The sequence below is a fragment of the Bradyrhizobium sp. LB11.1 genome (assembly GCF_040549385.1).
GTDB lineage: Bacteria > Pseudomonadota > Alphaproteobacteria > Rhizobiales > Xanthobacteraceae > Bradyrhizobium.
This window is the reverse complement of the sequence record NZ_JBEPTH010000029.1, coordinates 1-23,195: the sequence shown is the minus strand read 5'-3', so window position 1 is coordinate 23,195 and position 23,195 is coordinate 1. Positions and strand designations below refer to the sequence as shown.

Sequence of the window (23,195 nt, the reverse complement as noted above, 5' to 3'; positions counted from 1 at the left end):
AGCTAGAAATTACATCCAACTCTACCGCGCCGCTCCAAAAACGATCGGCGGAAATATGAAAATTCTCCATTTCAAGGTTTTTCAGCAGACTGCTAAAGCATATCACGGTTCATGTCGCAGGGAATCGAGATCATCGCCGGAAACGTCGTCCCGCCGCCAAAGGTGCTCGTCCTGGCAAGCGTCCCTGACACAGCAGGAATGGCCGTGATCTGACCCGATACGTTCGGCGTCACCTCGACCAACCGCCCAGTGATAGTCGGATGGAGAGGCCGAGGAAGGTCGCGAGTATCAATGCTCAACCAATGCCGCAACGGAACCAGATGCCCAACCCCAGCGCACCAGCTTGAACTTTGAGAAGATTGCAGAGAGGGCGACAATAAAGGCAAGAATTATGAGCATGGCATCTCTATCGCTGGGTGGCCGGCGAGAGTCGAGCTCTCGCTCCACCGTGCGCGCTATGCAGTTTCGGCATGGTCTCGAGCACGCGCAATTTCCACTCCGCAAGGAGCATACGGGCTGGCACTGTTGAGCGCCCCCAAACGGATCAGGCTTCCAGGCGCTGATCGCTCTGCAATATCTGCCGGATTCGCATAGGCGGCAAGCGGTCCCGCGCCGCAACATTGCTCGACCGCGCCGCGATTATTCGACGCCCTCACTTGTCGGAATCAGATCGGTTCTGATGGAGGTCTATTAATGAAGAGCCAGTTATCATGCTCGCCGCCGCAGCCCTCGGATTGACCGGGTGTTTGCCTGGGTCAGCGTTTTCGTGATTCGAATCATATATGCAGCATCCGAAATAGCCGCATTTTTCGGCTCATATCTTCAATATTGCCACTGAGTGGTTTCATGGAAGCGGTCGTCTAGTCATCCCGTTCTTTCGCGCGGACCGATCCCTTGCCGTCCAGGAACGACACGCCGGTCAAGCAGGCCATCATCGATTTTCGTCGGCCGCGTCACCAGGGCCGACAGCTCCGATTAGTCGACATGAAGCGCAACTGGAAGATCAAGTTTCCGTTCCAACAACAGTAAGTGGTAGTGACATAACTCAACCAGCAAGCGAGCCCGGCCAGTATCGCCACTTGCGTCCAGCATTGATTTACATCAAGCCGCAGGTCAAAAATCTATCGATTTACCAAAGGTAATAGCAAGACTAGAATACAACCGTATTATGGGCTGCCCTCGTTGTGCTGCCTGTTTCGCTCTTGCGGTCTTGAGTAGTTCTCCTGACGTCCCGTCGCCGCAGCACCTTTTGTTTTGATCAAAGGGTAGTTTCTGTTTTGGGGGAGAATAGAAGTGGCGTTGAGTAGAGTTTTTAGTTTTGCTGATCCGTCAGCGTGCCAGACAGCTATTCGGTTTGCCGACCTGGCGCTATATCCCACGGCAAAAGGAAGTTTTCATGCCGAGATTACCCAGATCGGCATGAGCCGGCTTTGGATGCAGCGTTTCCATGTATCCCTGCCGCTGGTCAATACTGTCGCGGTCAAGCCCGGCCGTAGATCGATCGGTTTTCTGACCGAACTTGATTCGTCACCGCTCCTGCACTGCGGCCTGGAAGTCTTGCCTGGCGATGTCGTCGTGAACCGGTTCGACGTCGTACATCAACGATCTGAAGCTAACCTCCGTTATGGCACGATCTCTCTTTCCATCGATGACCTGGATGCTGCTGCTGAAACAATAATCGGGTGTGAACTGAAAACGCCGCCGAAGCGAATCATTCGCCCAGATTCTGCGGCGATGCTCCGACTACTAAGACTGCACAGAGGCATCGGACAGCTTGCTCATGACAGTCAGGATATTCTGGAGTTGCCGCAGGTGCTTCGGGCGCTGGAGAATGAGCTCATTCATGTCATGGTGAGGTGCCTTGCCGAAGGCGCCGCCGTGGAGCCGACCGCGGGCAGCCGTCATCATGACACTATCCTCGCGCGGTTTGAGGAGTTCCTGGAGACAAATCCCGATCGGCCGCTCTATCTCACCGAAATTTGCGCAGCGATCGGCGTCGCCGAGCGAACGCTTCGCGCCAGCTGCGAACAGCACCTGGGCATGGGGCCTATCCGCTATCTCACCTTGCGCCGAATGCACCTCGTACAGCGCGCGCTCCTGCGTTCCGATCCCTCCAACGCAACCGTCACGCAGATTGTTACCGACCACGGCTTTTGGGAGCTTGGACGCTTTTCAGTCGCTTACCGCACACTGTTCGGGGAGTCGCCATCGGAGACATTGCGGCGACCCGCGGAGTGGACTGCGATCGACCTCAATCGTCCGTCCTCCCTTACAGCGGAATAGGCGTCGGGCCAACTAAGTCGGCCTCATCGAGTGTTTGGACCGGCAAGAAACGACGTTGGGCATTCCGCATGCCGTCGAGATTCGAATTTGGGTCCCCACACCAAGGTCTGGGTAAACACTTGCTGACGACCGCTGCGACCCGGCCATCGCAATCGACCACCGGTGCTCCCGAGGCGTCGTGACCGATGACGAGGCGGTTCTCGCCTTCATACATTTCCAGGAGCGCCATGCCGGCGAGCTTCCCGTCATCTCCGAACTGAACGAACCGTCCGCCCACGAGATGAGGGCGGCCGGCAGGATAGGCGAGCGGCATGACCTGCTCCTCCGGCACGGGCGGTTTCTTCCGGATCGCGATACTCCGCGCGTCGGAAACGGCGCGTTGGAGTTCGATGACAGCCAGCTTTTTCCGCTGGCCCCCCGCCAGGCGCAGGACGCCGGTGCGCGCAGCGCCTGGTCGAGATCACCTGTCAGCTTGCCGGAATTGCATATTCGTCACATTCCACCCATCAGGGTCGAACTTTCCGAACCTGCATAGCCGACGCCGATCAGTTACTTAATACTGCGTGCGGTGAGACCAATAAATCAACAGGTCGCAAGAATTGTCCGCCGGTCCGACCGGACGAGGCATATGGCAGAGACTCGCATACTTACCTTTGCCGATCCCGATGGTTACGTAGCTGGATTCGCTGATGCACGTCTCAATCTCACGATAACAGGTGCCGGAGATTTCAAGGCACGGCTGATACGGCTGAAACTGCAAGATCTCGAAGTCTCTCTGTGTTGCGAAAGCCTCGCGCGGATTGCCCATGTCTTGTTGCCCCCCGAGCAGATATTCCTGTCGTTCCCGATCGGTACGCAATCTCTCATATCCGACGGATTTGCTTTGCGAAACGGCGACATGGTTTTGCACGGTCGCGGCGAGAGCACACATCAACGATCCGACGGCGCATGCCAATGGGGCTTGATATCATTATCGCCCGAGCGATTCGAGAGCTACAGCAAAGCAGTGACAGGAAGAGAGATCGCACCGCCGCGCCCAAGCCGAATACTTCATCCTGCACGCGCGGATGTAACAAGATTTCGGCGTCTCTTTAAGGAAGCTTGCCAACTTGCGGAAGCCAAACGGAAATTGATCGAGTGCCGTGAAGTAGCAAGAGCGCTTGAGCAGGAAATGCTTCACGCGATCATCAATTGCGTTTCCGCCAACGAGGCGGAAGACAACCAAACACGGCACCGTCACGCCGTTATCATGGCGCGCTTCGAAGAAGTGTTGAGTCAACGCATTGATAAAAAACTTAACATGCCCGCGCTTTGTGTAGAGATTGGCGTGCCGGAGCGAACGCTGCGGCTGTGTTGCGCCGAATTCCTCGGCGTAAGTCCCACGCGATATGTCTTGTTGCGACGATTGAACAAGGCTCGCTCGGCCCTGCGACGTGCCGATCCTTCGATGGCCACCGTCGCGGAGGTGGCCCGAGACTATCAGTTCCTGGAGCTTGGGCGCTTTGCGGTGACGTATCGCACCACCTTCGGTGAGTCGCCTTCCATTACGCTGCAACGCGATCCGCAAATCTAACCTGCCGAACGCGCATAGTCAGCTCTGCGAACCCGACATTAGCTTCAGGTTGTATGTGAAGGGCGTCGACCCTTCCTCCCGGTTTGAGGACTACAGGCCTGATCTTAGCGGTGCGGTGACTTCGCCTGCGCCACGTTCTCACAGGGAGATTCCTGTTGGTGCCCGCCGAGCGACAACCAAGCGAACGTTGCAGACACATCGTTCACGAGGTGGAGGAGATCGCACGAACCTTTGCGGGCAAACCGCTAAGCCTCTCCGATATCTACAGGGAAGCTTCGGTCCGTCCCGGGATGATACGCTTCGCGTTTCGTGCGGTGCACGGTTGCCCGCCGCGCCGTTTTCTCTACGACCGACGCCTGCGAGCAGTGCGTGCTGAACTCCGTCGCGCAACACCCGGGTTGACCGTGACGCAGGTCGCGACGAGCCACGGCTTTGTCGAGCTCGGACGCTTCGCCATTCAATACCGCGCGGCGTTCGGCGAAAGCCCGTCAGTGACGCTACGACGCGCGCTGATACGGTATGCAGCCAAGGACGGAGCGTCGAAGAGGGGCGCTTAAACGGTCGGGGCGCGCATCCGTGACGTTTCTCGTTACGACAGATTGGGGACTGCCGTCCTCCGGCGGCGGCAGTCCGTCGCAGCGACGAGGTCAAAATCCTCCGAACTTGTAATTGATGCCGGCGCGAACGATGTTCACATGATCGACGCTGGCGCCGGTGCCTGCGGCAGCGACGTAAAGATATTCGGCCTTCGCAGTCCAGTTCGACGCAAACCCCCACTCGGCGCCGCCGCCGATAGCGAGGCCCGGCCGCCAATGCGATTCGGAGCAGCCTGGTAGCACGCCCGCTGTGCCGCAGGGCACGCCGGCGATTGTAGTGCCGTTCGCCGTCTCCTTGATAAAGGCCGCGCCTCCGGTACCATAGATCAACCAGTTGTTGATAGCGACGCCGGCCCGCGCCCGCGCGGTAGCGATGGCCTCGATCTTCGTGGTCACATTTAACGTCGCCCCAATGGGAACACCGACAATCGTGGGAACGGTAACGCCTCGTCCAGTGATATCGGCCCAATCGATGTCAGTTTCGAAACCAAGTACGATAGCGCCTTGCTGGATTTGCGCGCCGAAAGTGCCGCCGACCAGTCCGCCGTTGATATTGAAGCTTGAGCGATCGAAGCGATTGTCGATCAGGTTGAGTGGGTCCTGCCGGCCCCAGCCCCAGCCCCCGTTCACACCGATGTAAAGCCCCGTCCAATTGTAGACAGCGGCTGGTACCGGCGCAGGAGGGGCCTTGACGGCAAGGTCCGCCGCGTGCGCAGCAAGCGGGCTAAGCAACATCGCAACGCCGGCGAGAAATCCTAGACGATGTTTCATGTGATCACCTCGATCGACAACATGCCCTGCTCGCAGAGAACAGGGTTCGAGGGCATGGAATAGCTTGAAGTTCGTACCGACTATGCAGATACGTCAATCACGACAAAAGATGCGCCGATGTTGCACTTGCGCAACTATCCTAGGCGGACGCCAGGCACACTCCGGACGTAGCTTCGCGATCTTGATAATCACAGTGTCGAGCGTGGCGAACCCGAAATCATCAATTGCCGGAAGCTTGGCGCTTTGCGTGACGTAATGCACCGCCTTTGGTGAATCAATCTCGGTCACCCTGCAGCGCCATCAATTCCTCAATCAATCTGCCGAAGGCGCATAGCGCTTCCAGGACGTTTCGACCAACTTCCCCCCGCCGATTGCCCAAAAACATGACCCCGGTATGGATCGGCAAAGGCAAAGTTCGACTGGTGTTGGGCGAAGGCTGCGGCCCGGGCTTCGGCAGCCGACATCGAGGAGGGCAACCATGAGCGGTACACGCCAAGACAAGAGCGCCCCAAATTGGTCAGAAAGGAGTTGCTCATGACCATGAAAAATCGAACTGGCTGCATAATCATCGCCTTCCTGCTCTGCGGGACGGCGCCGGCGCTGGCTCAGACGACGCCTGCGACGCCGCCGCACATGCCGCTGGAGAAGACGATCGGCCAAGTCGGCCCGGATATCGTGCCGTCGTTGATCGTGATGAACGCTCGCGGCGCCAGCCTGCAGGGCGGCAAGCTGACACTCACCGGCGTGTCGCCCAACTCGATCGTTTTCGCAGACCGCCCGGTGCGGGCGGCAGGGCACACACTTACGACGCACCTCTTGGAGGAATGGGCGCCGAACAATGAAAGCGATGAGAGCTTTACCAAGGATCCGCCGAACGGCACCGTCTCGGTGTTCAACACGGACGGATCGAAAATCCGCGATGCTGTCGTCACACTGAAGACGGCGAAGCTCGAGGGCGACAAGCTGACCTTCGACGTGGATGTGCTCGAAGGTGAGCTCACGGGCGGCGACGGGCCGGCCGCACTCTTCATCGACCGCTTCGGCTTCGGCGGCTTCCACGCCGGCGGCTTCCATGCCGGCGGCTTCGGTGGTTTCCATGCCGGCGGCTTCCGCGCCGGCGGCTTTGATCGAGGCGGGTACGGCCGCGTCGGCTACCATCCCTACGTCGCGCACGGTGCCTGGTATCGCGGGGCTCCATATGCAGCCGCTGCGGTCGGTGGGGCCGCGCTGGGTGCGGCGGCGGTCGGTGCCGCGGCGGCGAACGCATATCCGTACTGCGGCTATTACCCCTACCCGCCTTGCTACTGAGGCGACGCGAATGCCGCGAGCTCTATGGACCACGGTCCAATAGAGCTCGCAGATCGGCGAAGCCGGGTCCGCGACAGGTTTGGAGGATCGATCATGAACGATCCGAGAAACGTGTTTCTCGGACTGTTCGCGGCGCTCGCAGCCGCAACGGCAAATCGTTGCGCCGGCATCCGCGCACCAGAAGCCCAATATCCTCGTCATCATGGGCGACCACATCGAAGGAGGCGAGCATGCTACCGATCGTTCCTTCCTCCCCCATCAACCGCCGCACCCTGCTCTCGACTCTGGCGGTGCTTCCAGTTCTGTCAGCGCTCAGGCCCGGTTCCGCGCTGGCGCAAGCGCCGGGCGGGCAACTGCCGTCATGGAACGATGGCGCTGCGAAGCAGGCAATCCTCGACTTCGTGCGCACCACCACAGATCAGGCCGGCTCGAATTTCGTGCCGCCGGAGGACCGCATTGCGGTGTTCGAGCAGGACGGCACGCTGTGGGTCGAGCATCCGATGTACATGCAAGTTCTCTATTGTCTGGACCGTGTCCCGGCGGTGGTGGCAAAAAAGCCGGAACTCAAGGACGTCGCGCCGTTCAAGACCGTGCTCTCGGGTGACCGGGAGGCGATCGCCAGGCTTTCTTTGCGGGACCTCGAGGAAATCCTGGCTGCGACGCTGACCGGCATGTCGGTCGAGGAGTTCAACGCCGAAGCGAAGAAGTGGATCGAAACCGCGCGGCATCCGCGTTGGAAACGCCCGTATACCGAGCTCGTTTATCAGCCAATGCTCGAAGTGCTGCGGTTCCTGCGCGACCACGGCTACAAGACCTATATCGTGACCGGCGGAGGGCAGGACTTCGTGCGCGTCTACGCCCAGCGGGTCTATGGTATCCCGCCCGAGCAGGTGGTCGGCACCGCGGGCGGAACGAAATACGGCTACGGCAAGGACGGCAAGCCGTTTCTGACCAAGGAGCTGAAGCTTCTCCTGAACGACAACGACGCCGGCAAGCCCGAAGGGATTCACCTCATGATCGGCCGCCGGCCGTATGCCGCGTTCGGCAATTCGACGGGCGATCACGAGATGCTGGAGTGGACCGGTACGGGTGCCGGCGCGCGGCTCAAGATGCTGGTGCTGCATGACGATGCCGTGCGTGAGTACGCCTACGGACCGGCGCAAGGTCTGCCCGACAGCAAGGTCGGCACTTTCACCTCCGCGCTCTATGACGAAGCAACGAAGGACGGCTGGACGGTGATCAGCATGAAGGACGATTGGAAGCGACTGTTCGCGTTCGAGCAGTAGCAGCGACTCCACGGGAGAGCGGGCCATGCTCATGTCATTTGGGATGCTCCATCGCCTTCGCGTGCCAGGGATTTGCATACGCGCGTTCGCGCGCTGCAGCTTCATGCAAGCGCCAGCGGCAACGCATCGGATTTGTGCTTGCGCCGTTCATGCTGCTCTGTTGCTCGACCGGGCAAAGCTACGGCGCCGAAAATCTCGAATGTCCAGAAATCGGCTCGGGGTCGGTTCCCGATCTCATCGGCGACGCTTCTGGTGGCCGGCTGTTCACGACCGACAGCCGCGTCGACCTCTCCAACGAGATCAACGAGTCGATCAACAGGCTGCAAATCGCTAGCCCCACTATTTCTTGGACCGACGTGCAGAATGTCCTGATCGCTGCCTATTGTCGTGTCGTGGCCCGCAAGTCCGGGCTCACCGCCACCGAGAAATGGGACCGCATGCGGCAGTTCGAAAATATCCTGGAACGGCAGATCGCGGCGAACATGATGCCGGCAGGTACGCTGATCATTGCCAATGTTCCTCTCCCTCCCGACGTCTATCGGGAGCTCAGGAGGCAGGCCGTTGTCTCCAGCCAGACGACGTCCGAATTAATGACGGCCATCCTGACACGTGCGGCAGGGAAATGGCCGTTCGTTAGACAATAGCCGCTTCGAGATCATCCTCCCTGACACTTCAGCTTGGCGAGGTCGACGTTGACGCTGCACTGCTCCGCGATCGTCTTGACAGCTCGCGAGAAATGGGGTCGCGCAGCAAGCCCTGGTAGCTCATCCCACCGACGGCCGCTCTTGAGGGTTGCAACAGGTTGAGGACAAGCGCGACTGCGTTCAGCGCGCTGAGCAAACACAACAGCGCAATCAAAACAATCTCGGTTCTGTTTGACATTACTGATCTCCCACTTCACACCGCGGTCTGAGAGCATCGCTCCGCCGAGCCTGCTCGCTGCCTGAGCAGGCATGGTAATACCCGACATGTCTGCCGATAGCGCCCTCAGGGCCAAGCTGGAATCCGCTCGCTCGTCTCCGCAGCTTCAGTCACGAACAAACCGGACCGCTTGGGCTGGGGTGCGATTTGCTCTCCCGGCCGTACTGTTGCTTGCTATGGCGTCACGATCTTGAACCAGAAATACTGGTTCAGATCGACGAGGTAGCTCATGAACTCCACGAACTTCGCGGGGTTGCCGGTGAATTTGACTAGCCCGGTCTTGACCGCGTCCTCGAACGACAGCTGCTTGGTCAGGACCTTGGTCAATGTAGCTCGTTCAACGGTTACGGTGACATCGGCTTTGGCGTCAGTGTAATCGGGCCAGTGATTGAGCACAGAGTTCTCGAGGAAGAGCGCGTGCTTCTCGTTGATGTCCGGGAATATCCAGTTGATCGCAAGCATCTTGCCATCCGCCTTCTCGGCGTCTAGCTGCACGCCCATGTAACCGAACAGCAAGTCCGTCGACATATTGGCAATAATGTCGGCGCTCGCGGGATTGCCTGTCGCCAGCTTTGTGACTCCATGTCGGAGCTCGTCGGCGCCGGTCAAATAGAAGCCGCGCCAGGGGCCGGATTCCGCCTGATAACCCATCTGTTCCAGGATATCTGCCTGAAGGTTTTTCGCCTCCTGATTTTCGGGCTGAGCAAACACCAGATGGTTCACTACTTCGGCGCCCCAGCGATAGTCACCCTTCTGGAGTGCCTCGCGGCCCAGCTTCATGACGGCGTCGGGACCGCCCAGGGCTGCTACATACTTGCTGCCGATTTCAACAGGTGGCAGCGGGTTCAAAGTCGCCGGGTTGCCGTCGAAATATCCCAGGTAGAAGTTGTAAACTGCCCGCACATCGTGGCTCTGGGTGCCGTAATAGCCCCGGCTCGCCCACTGGCTTGCAAGCGACTGCGGAAGCGTCACGAGGCCTGGCAGTTCGTCCATGGTGTAACCCATATTCGCGTAGTGCAGGGTTTGGTCATGCATGAACTTGTAGGTATCGCGCTGCACCTTGATCAGCTGGGTAATCTCGGCATTCCCCCAGGTGGGCCAGTGGTGCATCGTGATCTGCACCGCGTAATGGTCGCCCCACATCTGAATGGCCTGGTTCAGATACATCGGCCACAAGCGAGCGTCGCGAGTCTTGGCGCCACGCAACGTGTAGAGATTGTGCATTGTATGCGTGGCGTCCTCGGCCGTATTGATCAGCTTCAATTTCGGCAGATACCACATCATCTCGGATGGAGCCTCCGATCCCGGCGCCATCAGGAACTCATACTCGATGCCGTCGATGACGCGTTTCTCGCCCGTTTTGGTGATGAGGTCGGTCGGCGGAATCAGGGTGACCGTCCCGTTGGACGTCGTGACCCCGAGGCCAGCGGTAACCGTCCCCTGCGGGCCTGGAGCAAGCAGATTGCCGTACATGTAGGCGGCCCGGCGCCCCATTGCGGTGCCTGCGAAGAGATTCTCGGCAACGAAATTCTCGAGAAAACCCTCTGGCGCATAGATTTTGACCTTGCCCGACTTCACATCCGCCTCGTCCACGACGCCTCGGACGCCCCCAGCATGATCGATATGCGAATGCGAATAGATCACAGCCACGACGGGTTTCCTGGGCCGGTTCTGGTAGTAAAGTTCGAGCGCTGCGCGCGCCGTTTCCGCGGAAATCAATGGGTCGTAGATTGTAATACCCTGCCCGCCCTCGACAATGGTCAGGTTCGACAAGTCTGCCCCACGCACCTGGTAGACACCGGGAACTACTTCATACAGGCCGGCATCCATCAGCAACTGCGACATACGCCAGAGACTCGGGTTGACGGTGTCGGGAGCGGCCGCGCCATCCTGGATGAAACCGGTGTACCTGGAGAGGTCCCAAACGACCCTGCCACTTTTGTCCTTGATGACGCCGTTGTCCGGCAGTCGTGCAATCAAGCCGCGGTTGGCGTTTGCGAAATCCACCTTGTCCGACCATGGCAGTGAGGCCGTCGAGTTCTTATTGAACTCCAGGGTGGCTGGCGAGGCCGGCTTGGGTTCGCCCGCAGCCTGCGCGTGGGCGACAGTCGCCGCTAGCGCCAACGCCAGCCCTGCTGCCGTGAAGCTGAATAGACACCGGGTGGAGGCATCCAGCAGCGATTGCCGGTTTGGAAGGGTCAGATGTGTCAATGTGTGCCCTCCTGTCGCAATGAGCTGCAATTGAGCTCGTAAGAGTTAGGCAGGCGCCTCGCAACCTGGCACTTGGGCCACGGTCCGGGTCATCTCGTCTTTCAGTTCGATTATTGCGAACCGGCGAGCTCGCGCTATGCAACATCGGCAGTATCGCAATTTGACTCGATCAGAGTGGACCGGAGCGTGGTCAAGAGTGGCTTCCTGGCAGCGCGGCGCGGCGCTTCAGGAAATACTCGGCACGATTTTCGCGCAACTACACTCTGGTGTAACCAAATTATTTCGAACGTACACCAGCCGGAAACGCATAGCGCGCCAACAAGGTCGCCCCCAAAAAGGCTTGATCACAATCGTGAACGGGAGGCTTGTACTGGACCAGGAACTTCACCAACGGGAGTTACACTATGTCACTCATCAAAGATCTTCTTGAGCACCCGGGCGACCAGTCAATCACATCAAAATACACGGTATTGAACGGCGTGATCTATTTAGGGATCGGAGCCCTGGTACTTATTTGGCCCGGCGTAGTGCAGACCATCTTCAGGGACGCGGCGTTCGTTGGAAACGAGGCAGCACTCATTCGCGTAATAGGTATGACCGTGATGGTCATCGGCTGGCTCTATCTATTCGGTGGCCTATCTGGCGGCAGGCGGATCGTCGCCGCTAGCGTATTGGACAGAGTAGTGCTCGTTCCGTTGGTGCTCGTACCCTTGGCCATCGCGGGTGTTTTTCCTCATTTTCTGCTCGCGTTTGCGGTTCTCGACCCGACGCTCGGCATTGGCGCCTGGCTGCTTCTCAGTCGATCGGACCGCCCTGGATTTCACTCGACCGCCGGTACGCCACAGCTGTAGCTCTAGGAACTGCGAAGTCCGGCGAGTGCCGATATTGCGGCCAGGAGATCGGATATGATCAACCCGACTCTGCCATCGTTCCGCTACCGCTTGGAACAGCAACCGCCGCACACCAGCTGCGGCGGTCTCGTACGGGGCGCATCTGTCCGGCAGTTCCCTGTTAGCCAGGGCATCGCCGGCGCCTCTATGTGCTTGCAACCCGGTTGCCTGCGCGAACTGCATTGGCACACGACTGCTGCCGAGTTGGGTTACGTCGTGTCTGGCAGTTGCCGCACCACTGTATTGAGCCCCGACGGAGCGGCGACCGATACGTTCGGGCCGGGCGACATTTGGTATTTCCCTCGCGGCTGGGGTCATGCCATCCAGGGGACCGGGCCAAGCGAGTGCCATTTCATTCTGATGTTCGACAACGGCGCCTTCGCCGAGGATCATACACTTAGCATTTCTGATTGGTTATCCCATACGTCGCCTGCTGTCGTCTCACAGAACCTCGGCCTCGGTATGGAGTGGGCGGCCAAGCTTCCGAAGGGAGAGACTTACTTTGCGGAGGGGGCCGTTCCCCATGCCTCCTTCGCACGTGCTACGCCCTGGGCGAAGCCGACCCATTTAACAACGCATCGCTATCCATTAGGCGCCCGGCAGCCGCGGCGCGTGCCGGGCGGAGCGCAGTGGACGGCTACCGCGGATGAGTTTCCTATCTCTACCACAATGTCCGTCTCCGTGCTGGAGATCGAGCCGGGCGCCATGCGTGAGCTTCACTGGCATCCCCACGCCGATGAGTGGCAATACTATCTTGAGGGTGCGGCTGAGATGGCTGTTTATTGGGGGATCGGTCACGCAGTAGCCGAACAATTCGTTGCGGGTGACATCGGTTACGTGCCGATGGGCGCCGGACACTATATCCGCAACACCGGTAGTGGCATCTTGCGCCTGCTGATCGGATTCAACAACGGGCACTATCATTCCCACGACCTGAGCGCATGGGTAGCCTCGAATCCGCCCGATCTGTTAGCTGCCAATTTAAGCCTCCCACGGACGGTCGCGGAAGCGCTTCCAAAGGAGACCCTCTTTATCGCACGATCCCCGGATGCACGATGATAAGCCGTTGCTCAATGAGGTCGAAATTCCCGACGACCAACAGGCCCAAGACCGATGGTCGAAGTCCACAAGCAAACAAGGTCAGCGACGCCGATCATCTGAAAGTCTTCGCAACCGTGGACGCCGCCGAGACATGGTTCGAGGAGAATGGCATCGAAAGCACGGCGTTTGAGTTGATGCGAAGCGCTGCCAATCCGATCGGCTTTGCCAGCATCTGGTCGCGCCGAATTGCCCGGCTGCTATGATCCGATCTTCGGCGGGCGAATTGGATGCCCGAGCGACTGCTCCACCAGCTCATAGGTATCGAGAAGAACGCGAATGTTGAGCAGCCGGTCGGCTTTAAATTGCGCGAAATGAGCGAGCCGCAGGTTAATCGGCTTGTTCGAGTCGAGCGCCGTTAGCGAATAGCGCATCATCGATGCAGCCGTATCCTCGCCCAGCATGACTGACTCGCGATCGAAGCGGTGGACCCGCACGTTTTCCGAGATCTGCCAGCAAACCTTGAGCACGGTAGCCTTACCGCGGCGCGCGCCGAGAAACGGAAACAATTCGATCGGGCCATGAATCACCCAATCGACGTCGTCATCGATCAGGGTCTCGAGAACCTCGGGCTGGCGTTCCTTGATCGCGCTATGCAACGCGCGTGAGAAACGCCAAAGACTATGCTCTGCCATGGTGTTGGATTTCCTGAACTGGATCTGCAATGAGCAATCGGCGCTGATGGCCAGCATCGGAAGCGCCTGGATGCTTACACTTTTTTCCCGTCGTATCTTATTACTATGTGTTAATAGATGGACCGTAGACGCTGCGTTTGATCGCAAATGGGTATCGACGGTAAAGAGATCAAACCGTCTCGCTATCTATAACCACGCGCTCGCCCAACGAGACGCTCCGAGAAAGTGGTTCAGGCCGTGACTTTGCATCTCCGGCCGAAAAAGTGGCCGGCCGTTGGGGTCGTTATTGGTACGCGCTTCTTCTCATAAACTTGGCTGGTGCTCAAAAACTGCGACCTTCGGTCGATTAACGCCGAACTGCGAGCGCGCTCCAACGCAACGACTCTGCGATAGGCAAGGCGTCAGTTGAAATAGTCGCGATACACGCGACGCTGACATAACGGATGCGGCGAGCAAGACAATTTTCGCGACTTGGGAAAAATACGCAAGAATCCCGTCTCCTGGCCGAGAACACGGTAAGGTTCGTCATTCTGGTCAAGCCGACAGAGCCATAGAAAATCTGACGCACTACCCGTTACTCGTGTTCGCGGCGGCCTTCGTGGCGTTGTGGTTCGCTTCAGCGGCGGGCTCCCTCCTGCGTAGGCGCTACCCGAACGCCTGCGCTTGCTCATTTTCTTTCATTCTAAGAGCGGACGACCCGGATGCACTGATGAAGGCCCAGATCAAAGCCAGTGGCCACAGCAAGCCGCCGGTCGCCACGCCAATCCAACCGGCAACGTTAACCGCGGAAGCCTGCGGATGTCCCCATTTTCGCGCGAGGCGGCCGGGCAATTGCCCCAAGCTGACAACAGCGATCACCGCCACCGCGATGAGAACGGCAAACACCGCAAATGCAAATGCGTCCAACACCCCAAATGAAGCATCCATTGTTGATCCACTTTCTGCCGCGATACGACGCTTAGCTGACGAATGGCACTTAAGACGTCCTTCGGCGTGAGCAGCGCACTAGCTCCTGTGCTTGCTACGGTTCCGAAGGATAACAATACGCTCTGCATCGACGCGCGCGGAAGGCGCCCAGCTGCAAAGCGGGCTCAACGTCTCTATTCTGAAGTTCGCCGAAGGTAGGGGCTATGCAATTTCGGCAAATTCGTTCCCGACGCCCCCTCCGATGGCCAGACAGCGCATGGCAAGTCATCCGATCAACGTGGCACCCGTTGCGCGGCGGGCGTTGCAATTCATGACGTTGCTGCCGGTTGCGCTGACGCGCGTTGGGGACCACGTTGCCGCCGATGTGACGATCCCTAACCGCGCCAAAGGCGATCGAGGACCACAGCCCTGACAACGTTTGCAAGATCGCTTGCAAGACTACCAAGACGCGATCTGGTGTTCAAAATGTCGACGGATTCGCCACCAGAACTCGCCACGAAGATCTTTCGAGCTTTCATAAATTGCCAGGTCAGCGGATTTCGCTTCTGAAAAATCGCCTCAACGTCGTGTTGCAAGTATCCGGACAGGACGATGGGCGGCCGAGCAAACACCTCCGGCAACGTCGAGGACAGATTGCTATCGCTCAGAACCTTCCATCGCGAGTGGCCGCCCATGACCGGTGACCGCAAGCTGAACACCACTCGTCCGATCCTGGTTTCGCGGATGGCATAGGAACACATCGCACAAGGCTCAACGGTTGAATAGAGCGTGCAATCATCAAGGCTTGTCGCGCGGAGCTTCTTCTGGGCCGAAGCAATTACAACCATTTCGGCGTGTCGCGTAACGTCTCCTTCGACCCTGACCATATTGAGGGATTCGCAAATGAATTCGCCTCGTCGAGCGATGACGGCCGCAAATGGGTACTCCCCGCTTTTGCCCGCGGACTGGGCGAGAGCAACGCAGCGACGCATCATGATCGCATCTGGCTCTGGATCAGGTATGCGCATGGCTGCAACAAACTCTTGAGCGATCCGAAATGTGCGCGACGCTCGTTCGGTTGTTGCGCGATCGCACTAGGAAGGCTCCGGCCCTTGATTGCATAATGGCCTCAAGAATCGTGTCAGGACAATTTTCCTTCCGATGAGCCATGCAAAGCTAATGTTTGGTTCGTAGTGCTGACTATGCAGATTCGCGGAGACCGGCAGCAAGCGGGCGGATTCGCGAGGAAGCCGCGCGAGCCGTTGAGCAGAAGTTCGTGAAGAGCGCGAATTCTGCCGGAAACGCATAGCCAGGTACACGCTGCCGCCGACAATGCCGGCCGGATTGCGGTCCTATTTCCTCGCGCGAAACCAAAGGTGGGAATCGACATGCAAGTTGGCGGGGCGCAAGGCCGGCTGTGCGGTCAGCCATTGCAGGTCGGCGTGATTGGCCAAGTTCCAAGGCGCCGCGAAAAACCATGAGCATGTACAGGGCCGCTGTTCAAAGCTTGCAGTTCTAGGAAAGGAGAATGAGCAATGTTGCGTAAGGCTTTGATTGGCTTTGCAGCCACCGTCCTTGTAGGCGCCCCCCTAATCCCCGACGACGCGCTCGCTCGTGGTGGTTTCCGCGGTGGCGGTTTCCATGGTGGAGGCTTTCATGGCGGCGCGGCACATTTCCGAGGGGGCGCTGTAGCGGGACGTGGCGTAGCTTATCGCGGTGGCGACTATCGCGGGGCGGCTTATCGTGGAGCGGCCTATCGAGGCGCCGCTTGGCGCGGAGGATACTATCCCTACCGTGGAGCGGCGGTTGGCGCGGCGGTTGGGGCCGCAGCGGTGGGTGCGGCGGCTACCGGTTACTACGGCTCCTACGGGTACAACAGCGGCTGTTATCGTAACGCCTACGGCGCTTGGGTCTGCCCAAATCAATACTAACGCGCACACAAAGCGTTTGGGACGGCGGCACGCGCGATCGGGTTTGCCGCCTTCGGTCGTTTGAGTCGTCGCAACACATTGTGGGCCTGTTTGATACCTATCTAAGATAGGCGAGATCATCTTGGTTGTCGCCAAGGGATGGTATCCTCGCCGGAACGGACCGGGAGGCAGGACATCAAAGCCTGGTTATCCTCGCTCGGCTTGTCCAAGTATACCGAATCCATGATGGCGCGGCTTATCGGCCCCGAATAACCGCGTCGTACGCAGTGTTGTGTGAGGCACTCTTACTTGTGTGTCGGTTCGAACCTACATTGAAGGCGATTGAGGGCTCTCGATCTGTAGCGTCAACGGTGAGAGATTTTTTGAAGGCGGAATTCCATCGACTGAAGCCTCGGGCACTGCTTCTCGGCAATGCATCAAATGCTGAAGCCGATGTGCAATCCTTGCTCAAACGGCGCTTGCGATTGCGCAAGCCAAGACCCGAGCCAGTTGTAATTGAGAGCCGCGCGGGACATCGCGGGCATCTGGCGCGGTCAAGGTAGGCACACCGAAGCCTCAACCCGGGCGCTCTACGCGATGTATCCCGTGCAGGTGCGGCTTTGGATCGCTCGTCACGGCGGGTTGACTCCGCGATCAATCTTCCTCCGAGGCAAGCAGCTGCAGGCGATGTATCGCTCCTGCTAACTTGACGCAGAGGTCTCTGTGCCGGGCTGAGCAAGCCAGGGATTGGTTCTGAGACGAGGGGCACATTCTTAATGTGCCGTCGCCTCTCGCTGGCCTGGAGCAAAGCGGACGAAGTCTGCTGTCTTGGCGCTTTGCGCGCGAAATCGTGGTCGCGCATCTCGAATGCAGCACCTCGTCGCTCTGAATTCAGCCGAGATTGCATAACCCGTCTGCGACGTTTCGCCAGCTTTCAGCAATTAGCTGTCCAGTCATGAGGAGACGATCATGCATTGGTTGTTGCGCTATCACGCCAACCGACGGGTTCTACTTTCAGCTCTGACGCTGTTGCCCGCCTTATCCGGACCGATCCTGACAGTCCCGGCGCTGGCGCAGACGACCCCATTAGGCGGCCTATTGCCTTCGTGGAACGACGGTGCCGCCAAGCAGGCGATCCTCGACTTCGTGCGGGCCACAACCGACACAGCAAGCCCGAACCACGTGCCGCCTGAGGATCGGATTGTCGTCTTTGACCAGGATGGCACGCTCTGGGTCGAGCAGCCGATGTACACGGCTCGCCTCGGCCGTTCGGGTCATGTCGCACAGCCTTTCAAATTCGGCATCCGGACGATTGCGACACCCTGTTGGCCCTCGTCACGTTCAGCCGCGATTCCGGAAACATCGGCGCCGCCCTCGAATACGCTGAGCGGCTCTCTCGCCTCGTCCCGAATGATCGTGAATTGACTCGCCTCACCGACGATGTTCGCGCACGGTTGAAGTGATGTAGGTGCTCAGTTCGTCAGAATAGCGGATTCGCCCCAGCGCTTCTATTTCGTGAACCTCGGCCTCGAGGGCGTAGCCGGCGTTGGCGCCGTAGGCTGAAGATTGAACGTCAGCCAGACGTTCCAGCCCGCTGGCCGATTTTCATTGGCGAATTCTCCGTAAGCCTTCAGGTTCAGATATCCCTGCATGTCTCCGACCGGGAAAATGTAGCCGACCTGCGGACCAACGCCGACGACCCGCGACCGGAAGCAGCCGACGCGATCGCCGTTGCTGAGCGCGAAAAGCAGCAGCGGGCTCGTCCGCAACCGCAATAACGGCGGCTCGACACAGAGGCCATTTTAGTGAGGCTCACATGTTTGGCACATCCTCGTCACGCCGTACCTCGGCCTATTTTGAAAGTCTGGCGCGAACCGGCCAACGAATCAAGGCGGCGGCAAGGTGGGTGGCGTTCGCGCTCGTCGCCGCGCTCGTTGCTGCAAGTTTGAACGCCACGTTTGGAGATACGCCGGCCGCGCGAAGCTTTTCGCAACCGGGCCTTCAGCGGATCGGTGATTATCTACGACATGAGATCGCGATCGGTAAAATTCCCGGCGCGATCCTGTTGATCCAGCAGCACGGAAAGCCAGTCTATTATGAAAAATTCGGCCTGCGCGACGTCGCAACCAAGGTACCGATGTCGGATGACACCATCTTTCGGTTCTATTCGATGTCGAAGCCGATCACATCGGTTGCCGCGCTGATGCTGGTCGACGACGGCAAGCTGTCGCTCGATGACCCCCTCTCCAAATACATTCCGGCCTTTGCCGACGTAAAGGTCGGCGAGGAAAAGCCTAACGCGACTGGAAAGCCAGTGTTTACGCTGGAGCCGCTCAAGCGCCCGATCACCATACTCGATCTGATGCGACAAACTTCGGGTATCACCTACGGGTTTTACGGCGACGGCCCCGTGCAAAAACTTTATCGGCAGGCCGACCTTTACGGCGGCGATTTTGACAACGCCGAGTTCGCTGCGCGCCTAGCGAACCTGCCGCTCGCCGAGCAGCCGGGCACGACGTGGACCTATAGCCATTCCGTTGATGTGCTCGGGAGGGTGATCGAGGTGGTTTCGGGACAATCGCTATTTCAGTTCGAGAAGGAGCGGCTGCTGGATCCCCTTGGCATGAGCCATACCGCGTTTTTTGTCGCGGACGAGGCGAAGCGCCCGCTGGTTGCCCAGTTCCTGCCGGATGATCTGATAGACCCGCCCATTGCCGGAATCAGGGACCCGATGGTGCATAGGCGCTGGGAATCCGGTGGTGCCGGAATGGTAGGGACGACCGGCGACTACGCGCGCTTTGTGCAGATGCTCCTGAATGGCGGCACGCTTGACGGACGACGCTATCTGAAGCCGGAGACGGTGGCCCCGATGACGTCGGACCAAATCGGTCCCGAGAGCGGAATCGCACGCGCCAATGTCTATTTTCTTGCAGTCCACGCCGGATTCGGACTGGGCGTTGCCGTGCTCACATCGCCGCAGCCGAAGAGGCCGTGGCCGCCAGGCATATATGGATGGGATGGCGTGGCCGGCGCCTTTTTCTTTGTTGACCCGAATGACGATCTGTTCGCGCTCTGCATGATGCAGTCACCATCGCACCGCGGCCGGATCGAGACGGAGTTGGCGCCGCTGATTTTCGATGCGATGGTGAGGTAGGCTGCCAAAGCTTGATCGACTTCACGGACCGATCGCGATTGCCGTTAGCCCGCATTGCATTCGGCTCCTAACGCGCGACGCACGTTTGGCAGTGTGATTCCCACGCCGTCGAGTTGCCCGCGTCACTCCTTGGCCGCCCCGACAAGGTGATCGAATAGGCTTCCCTTTGCGTTGAACGAGTCCGGATTGGCCCAACGCGGATGTCCTGCGGGGTCCGCTTTCGCGCCGCTATCCCGACGAATTTAGGAAATCGTGGAGCATCGCCTTTGGCATTTCGGGGCCGGAATGGGTGATCTTGGTGGCACTTTCTGAGGTGCACCCCAATGCTGGCCTTCGCGCCGACGCGCTCGCTGCGGCTTGGCGTCCACCGATCCTATGTCACTGCGATGTCCAGGTGGCTAAAGGAGCGAGGTCTCTTGCGATTATCATTTTCGTACGACCCAAACGCGATGTGGCTCTGGCTGACTGAGAGCGCGAGCAGTCAGGTTCCGTATTAGCTGCCGAGTCCCGGTGACACCTCCAACTCGGCAAGGTCATGATGCGAGTAGGGTACAGTTCAACCGTGACCTCTACCTGGCTGCTAAATTAGCCATGCAAAAGTGAATCGCAGCGATTGCAAATCGCGACTACCTCGTCCCCCCGGCAAGACCCGCGCCGCCGCAGCATCCTATCAATTCACGATCTGACTCGTCCACGGCGGAGCACTCCACAAGCGGCACAAAGTCGGCTTCATTCCAATTAACGCAAAGCCCCCGGCGGTTTCCCGCCGGGGGCTCTCTATCGATCGATAGATCGATCTTAGAACGTGCGCTGAGCGCGGAGCATCAGGGTCAGGGAGTTCTGATCCTTCAGCTCATACACCGCAGCCGGCTTGGCAGCGGTGCCAAGGAGCGCCGGAGCCGTGACCGTGCCGGAGAACTTCTGGTCCAGCATCGAATAGCTCAGGTCCGCCGTGAAGGCCAAGTTCTTGACCGGGGTCCAGACGGTGTTGACGCCGACGACGCCGAAGTTGAAGTCCGGGTTACAAGTCGCCCCGGGGTTCGCAATGCTGGCGAAGACGCCGCAGATCAGGGCTTTGCTGTTCGTGCCGTAGCTCAGAGCACCATAGCCACCGTAAATGCCGGTCACCCAGTTGGGGCTCCAGTTGTGGGTATAGCCGCCACGGACGCCCCAGGTCTTCACGGTCTCGATGCTGGTGCCAGCGCCGAAGACGCCGTCAGCAATGCCAGCCAAACCGACGCTCTGGTATGCACCAGGCACGCCCGTGCCGCTGAACATGAAGAAGGTTGCCGGGAACAGGACCTGGAAGTTCTCCTTGCTCATGCCATCGGTGTAGACGGCCTGCAAGTTGATCGAGTCACCCGCACCAGTCGGGATGTTCTTGATCGACAACGAACCCTGGACAGCCCAACCCCACTTGTCGGAAGGATGACCGGTGGGTTCCGTCGTGCCGAAGTAGGCAGCATGAAGATTATGTGCAGCAGCCGAGAACTGGGCAAGACCCCAAGCCTGGTCAACACGGATGGCACCGACGATGTCGGGGGAGCGCGTTCCACCCCAATTGCTGGAGCCGTAAGAACTACCGTTAATCAACGCAGTGGCAGCAGCGAGCGGTGAAGCGAAGCCGGAGGTGTTCCAGAGATTGCCCTGACCGTTCGACTGAGTGGTGGGCTCTTCCAAGGCGATCGAACCGGTGATGCCCTGGCCGAAGTCAGCGGTATAAGCGAGCTGATTGATACCGGTGACATGGTTGGAGCCGCCCGGAATGGTATCGGGACCGCCAGCCGGATAGCTCTGCCACGGGGCATCGAAGATCGAGACCGTGCGGCCCATGGTGAAGCCAGCGAACTGGATGAACGCATGGTAGAGGCCGAGCGACGGGTTGCCGGCCGAGAACGCCGACGGGGCGCTGCCGGTGACGTTGGCCGTGTCATAGCTGAAGATCATGTCAGCGTAGGTACGAACAACGCCGTATTCGGTCGCCGTGCGGGTATCGACGGTGAGGTCCATACGAGCGCGGGTGTAGTAGTAGTTGGTCAGACGGTTGTTCGAACCACCGTTCGCCGCAGCGGTGCTGTAGTTGAAACCGTAGTCGCCGGAGCCGCCGAAGATGGCGTCAGCGCGAAGGTAACCACCCAGCTTGATGCAAGTGTCGGTGCCCGGCATGTAGTAGAAACCCGCACCGTAAAGCGAACAGATCTTCACGTATTCGACCGCCTTGGCCTTCACGGGGAGATCGGCTGCTTGAGCTCCGCCCACGGCGAGCAGACCCGCCACTGAGCCGAGCAAAAGGCTCTTAAAGTTCATGTTAAACCTCCAAGTTGCTCTTCAGGGAAGGTCACTGACCCGAACGGCCAATTCCCCAACCCCCTTTAAATCACCGCCTTGGCCACCTTCGCGTCTTCGGACACACCCGCATGAACGCGAGGGACTTAAGCGAAAGACCTAAACGGGACGACCTTGGGATGCCCCCCTCCGTCGCCCGATCACCATGATCGATGGCCATTGCACACACAACAAGAGAACGCTCCGAATCGGGCCTATGAAGTGTGTTTTCCGACGGGTGTTGCACAAAAATCACGCAACAGTGACCATGCCAGAAGATATTCAACCCCTTGGTTTTTCTCGAATAATCTCTGTTCACAGGGGTGTGACTCCCCGATAACAGGTTGGAACAACCCGAGAGGCGCAAACGTCGCAAGGCCTGGTCTGGGACCTGCGCAGTGGAAAAGCCGAATCGAGTCAACTAAAAAGCGTTGTGTGCATGCGTTCAGATGGGGCGTCCCGAAATGTCGGACAATAAGAAAATTTCGGCAGCCCCAAGCTGGCTTGGACTGAGCGAGGATCGCGAATGCTACTTGTTCATTCCCGAACGCGCCGAAGTCGTGAGGCGCATCTTTGAGTTGGCGATCGGCGGAATGGGCAGCTACGCCATTGCCAATTACCTCGATGAGAAAAAGGTGCCAACCTTCACGCAATCCGAAACATGGGATCACACCACGATCGATTACATGCTGAGAAACCGTGCGACCTACGGAGAGTACCAACCCAAGAGTTTTGCGGGCGGTCACAAGAAGGGCATCCCGAACGGGCCACCGGTTCCAAACCACTATCCAGCCGTCATTGACAGAAACACCTATGAAACCGCGCAGATCGCTCGCAAGCAGAACCTCGCGAACCGCGGTCGCAAAGGAAATGAACTCGCGAACATCTTTGCAGGTCTCACAACGTGCGCCTATTGCGGCAACGAGGTCGTACTGCACCGTGTCACAAATATTCAGGTGCTGGCGTGCGAGCAGGATTTAATTGGTGTCGGATGCAGTCGCACCGCTTGGACATATCGAGACTTCGAAATTACCCTCTTAGCATTTTTTGCACACCCCGCTCTGGCGGAAAGGCTTCAAGGCGGGCAAAAAGACAAGCTAACTAAGCTCATCGATAAGATCGTAGATCTCTCCACAAACCAAGAGCGCTCCTATGCGGTGCGGGTCGATATTGCCGTTCTGCTGAAGGAGATTGTAACGAAGCTTATCGTTCACCTTGCCGGCGACGTCTCAACGTAACCATGCGCGGTAGGCCGCAAGCGCGCTGATCTGTCCAGTTAACGGTTAGACCTCGTCGGACTCTTCGGTTTTCGGCTTGATCATCGCAGC

General features: G+C 58.8%; 21 protein-coding genes and 1 pseudogene. 14 read left to right on the top strand and 8 right to left on the bottom strand.

Features of this window, described 5'->3' with window-relative positions:
• The 5 genes from ABIA96_RS35285 to ABIA96_RS35265 all read left to right on the top strand — a co-directional run.
• Positions 1–208: hypothetical protein (locus ABIA96_RS35285; RefSeq protein ID WP_354141519.1), on the top strand; the 208-nt coding region annotated here is incomplete at its 5' end.
• 1,085 nt (positions 209–1,293) lie between these two features.
• Positions 1,294–2,283: an AraC family transcriptional regulator gene (locus ABIA96_RS35280; protein ID WP_354141518.1), complete on the top strand. Its 990-nt coding sequence runs from the start codon at positions 1,294–1,296 to the stop codon at positions 2,281–2,283.
• 178 nt (positions 2,284–2,461) lie between these two features.
• Positions 2,462–2,818 carry a hypothetical protein gene (locus tag ABIA96_RS35275; RefSeq protein ID WP_354141517.1) on the top strand — a complete coding sequence of 119 codons (357 nt, stop codon included), beginning with the start codon at positions 2,462–2,464 and terminating at the stop codon, positions 2,816–2,818.
• 93 nt (positions 2,819–2,911) lie between these two features.
• Positions 2,912–3,856 (top strand): helix-turn-helix transcriptional regulator, encoded by a 945-nt coding sequence (locus ABIA96_RS35270; RefSeq protein ID WP_354141516.1) that lies wholly within the window; start codon positions 2,912–2,914, stop codon positions 3,854–3,856.
• Between the two features lie 158 nt (positions 3,857–4,014).
• Positions 4,015–4,413: a helix-turn-helix domain-containing protein gene (locus tag ABIA96_RS35265; RefSeq protein ID WP_354141522.1), complete on the top strand. Its 399-nt coding sequence runs from the start codon at positions 4,015–4,017 to the stop codon at positions 4,411–4,413.
• 90 nt (positions 4,414–4,503) lie between these two features.
• Here the strand turns inward: ABIA96_RS35265 and ABIA96_RS35260 are convergent, their stop codons facing one another.
• Together ABIA96_RS35260 and ABIA96_RS35255 are read right to left on the bottom strand one after the other, a co-directional pair.
• Complete coding sequence (locus ABIA96_RS35260) at positions 4,504–5,223, bottom strand: outer membrane protein (protein WP_354141515.1); 720 nt, start codon at positions 5,221–5,223, stop codon at positions 4,504–4,506.
• 93 nt (positions 5,224–5,316) lie between these two features.
• On the bottom strand, positions 5,317–5,511 hold the full coding sequence (locus ABIA96_RS35255; RefSeq protein ID WP_354141514.1) for a hypothetical protein: 195 nt from the start codon (positions 5,509–5,511) through the stop codon (positions 5,317–5,319).
• A 246-nt stretch (positions 5,512–5,757) separates the two neighbouring features.
• On the opposite strand from ABIA96_RS35255, the gene ABIA96_RS35250 reads away from it, so the two are divergent.
• From ABIA96_RS35250 to ABIA96_RS35240, 3 genes are all read left to right on the top strand, one after another.
• Complete coding sequence (locus ABIA96_RS35250; RefSeq protein ID WP_502918884.1) at positions 5,758–6,531, top strand: hypothetical protein; 774 nt, start codon at positions 5,758–5,760, stop codon at positions 6,529–6,531.
• 230 nt (positions 6,532–6,761) lie between these two features.
• Entirely contained in the window at positions 6,762–7,817 is a 1,056-nt protein-coding gene (locus tag ABIA96_RS35245) for an HAD family hydrolase (RefSeq protein WP_354141513.1), read from the top strand.
• 134 nt (positions 7,818–7,951) lie between these two features.
• Positions 7,952–8,461, top strand: a complete 510-nt coding sequence (locus ABIA96_RS35240; protein ID WP_354141512.1) for a hypothetical protein — start codon at positions 7,952–7,954, stop codon at positions 8,459–8,461.
• Between the two features lie 451 nt (positions 8,462–8,912).
• Here ABIA96_RS35240 and ABIA96_RS35235 read toward each other — a convergent pair whose 3' ends face one another.
• Positions 8,913–10,949: an alkyl/aryl-sulfatase gene (locus tag ABIA96_RS35235; protein ID WP_354141511.1), complete on the bottom strand. Its 2,037-nt coding sequence runs from the start codon at positions 10,947–10,949 to the stop codon at positions 8,913–8,915.
• A gap of 404 nt (positions 10,950–11,353) precedes the next feature.
• Here ABIA96_RS35235 and ABIA96_RS35230 point away from each other — a divergent pair, with 404 nt between their 5' ends.
• From ABIA96_RS35230 to ABIA96_RS35220, 3 genes are read left to right on the top strand one after another with little or no spacing between them, the layout of a single operon-like run.
• Positions 11,354–11,800: a hypothetical protein gene (locus ABIA96_RS35230; protein WP_354141510.1), complete on the top strand. Its 447-nt coding sequence runs from the start codon at positions 11,354–11,356 to the stop codon at positions 11,798–11,800.
• Positions 11,801–11,854: 54 nt separating this feature from the next.
• On the top strand, positions 11,855–12,898 hold the full coding sequence (locus ABIA96_RS35225) for a cupin domain-containing protein (RefSeq protein WP_354141509.1): 1,044 nt from the start codon (positions 11,855–11,857) through the stop codon (positions 12,896–12,898).
• 14 nt (positions 12,899–12,912) lie between these two features.
• Positions 12,913–13,143, top strand: a complete 231-nt coding sequence (locus ABIA96_RS35220; protein ID WP_354141508.1) for a hypothetical protein — start codon at positions 12,913–12,915, stop codon at positions 13,141–13,143.
• Here ABIA96_RS35220 and ABIA96_RS35215 read toward each other — a convergent pair.
• The 3 genes from ABIA96_RS35215 to ABIA96_RS35205 form a co-directional block, all read right to left on the bottom strand.
• Positions 13,138–13,572, bottom strand: a complete 435-nt coding sequence (locus tag ABIA96_RS35215; protein WP_354141520.1) for a nuclear transport factor 2 family protein — start codon at positions 13,570–13,572, stop codon at positions 13,138–13,140. The genes ABIA96_RS35220 and ABIA96_RS35215 overlap by 6 nt on opposite strands.
• Positions 13,573–14,217: 645 nt before the next feature.
• Positions 14,218–14,499, bottom strand: coding sequence for a DUF3302 domain-containing protein (locus ABIA96_RS35210; RefSeq protein ID WP_354141507.1), 282 nt, complete (start codon positions 14,497–14,499; stop codon positions 14,218–14,220).
• A 374-nt stretch (positions 14,500–14,873) separates the two neighbouring features.
• A complete protein-coding gene (locus ABIA96_RS35205; protein WP_354141506.1) occupies positions 14,874–15,506 on the bottom strand; it encodes a nucleoside deaminase in 633 nt (210 codons plus the stop codon).
• 1,860 nt (positions 15,507–17,366) lie between these two features.
• Between ABIA96_RS35205 and ABIA96_RS35200 the strand changes: the two genes are divergently transcribed.
• Complete coding sequence (locus ABIA96_RS35200) at positions 17,367–17,813, top strand: hypothetical protein (RefSeq protein WP_354141505.1); 447 nt, start codon at positions 17,367–17,369, stop codon at positions 17,811–17,813.
• An 83-nt stretch (positions 17,814–17,896) separates the two neighbouring features.
• Here ABIA96_RS35200 and ABIA96_RS35195 read toward each other — a convergent pair.
• Positions 17,897–18,118, bottom strand: a pseudogene (locus ABIA96_RS35195) (transporter); the annotation flags it as partial.
• Between the two features lie 176 nt (positions 18,119–18,294).
• Between ABIA96_RS35195 and ABIA96_RS35190 the strand changes: the two are divergent.
• The gene (locus ABIA96_RS35190) at positions 18,295–19,542 is read left to right on the top strand and encodes a serine hydrolase domain-containing protein (RefSeq protein WP_354141504.1); all 1,248 of its coding nucleotides are present in this window, start codon (positions 18,295–18,297) and stop codon (positions 19,540–19,542) included.
• A gap of 798 nt (positions 19,543–20,340) precedes the next feature.
• Here ABIA96_RS35190 and ABIA96_RS35185 read toward each other — a convergent pair.
• Positions 20,341–21,849, bottom strand: coding sequence for a porin (locus ABIA96_RS35185; protein ID WP_354141503.1), 1,509 nt, complete (start codon positions 21,847–21,849; stop codon positions 20,341–20,343).
• 482 nt (positions 21,850–22,331) lie between these two features.
• Here ABIA96_RS35185 and ABIA96_RS35180 point away from each other — a divergent pair, with 482 nt between their 5' ends.
• Complete coding sequence (locus ABIA96_RS35180) at positions 22,332–23,105, top strand: recombinase family protein (RefSeq protein WP_354141502.1); 774 nt, start codon at positions 22,332–22,334, stop codon at positions 23,103–23,105.
• Positions 23,106–23,195: the final 90 nt, after the last annotated feature.

Bases quoted from the DNA above. Each gene is read 5' to 3' on its own strand.
- ABIA96_RS35270 (WP_354141516.1), top strand. From the start codon at position 2,912: ATGGCAGAGACTCGCATACTTACCTTTGCCGATCCCGATGGTTACGTA.
- ABIA96_RS35260 (WP_354141515.1), bottom strand. From the start codon at position 5,223: ATGAAACATCGTCTAGGATTTCTCGCCGGCGTTGCGATGTTGCTTAGC.
- ABIA96_RS35250 (WP_502918884.1), top strand. From the start codon at position 5,758: ATGACCATGAAAAATCGAACTGGCTGCATAATCATCGCCTTCCTGCTC.
- ABIA96_RS35245 (WP_354141513.1), top strand. From the start codon at position 6,762: ATGCTACCGATCGTTCCTTCCTCCCCCATCAACCGCCGCACCCTGCTC.
- ABIA96_RS35230 (WP_354141510.1), top strand. From the start codon at position 11,354: ATGTCACTCATCAAAGATCTTCTTGAGCACCCGGGCGACCAGTCAATC.
- ABIA96_RS35225 (WP_354141509.1), top strand. From the start codon at position 11,855: ATGATCAACCCGACTCTGCCATCGTTCCGCTACCGCTTGGAACAGCAA.
- ABIA96_RS35220 (WP_354141508.1), top strand. From the start codon at position 12,913: ATGAGGTCGAAATTCCCGACGACCAACAGGCCCAAGACCGATGGTCGA.
- ABIA96_RS35215 (WP_354141520.1), bottom strand. From the start codon at position 13,572: ATGGCAGAGCATAGTCTTTGGCGTTTCTCACGCGCGTTGCATAGCGCG.
- ABIA96_RS35210 (WP_354141507.1), bottom strand. From the start codon at position 14,499: ATGGATGCTTCATTTGGGGTGTTGGACGCATTTGCATTTGCGGTGTTT.
- ABIA96_RS35205 (WP_354141506.1), bottom strand. From the start codon at position 15,506: ATGCGCATACCTGATCCAGAGCCAGATGCGATCATGATGCGTCGCTGC.
- ABIA96_RS35185 (WP_354141503.1), bottom strand. From the start codon at position 21,849: ATGAACTTTAAGAGCCTTTTGCTCGGCTCAGTGGCGGGTCTGCTCGCC.
- ABIA96_RS35180 (WP_354141502.1), top strand. From the start codon at position 22,332: ATGTCGGACAATAAGAAAATTTCGGCAGCCCCAAGCTGGCTTGGACTG.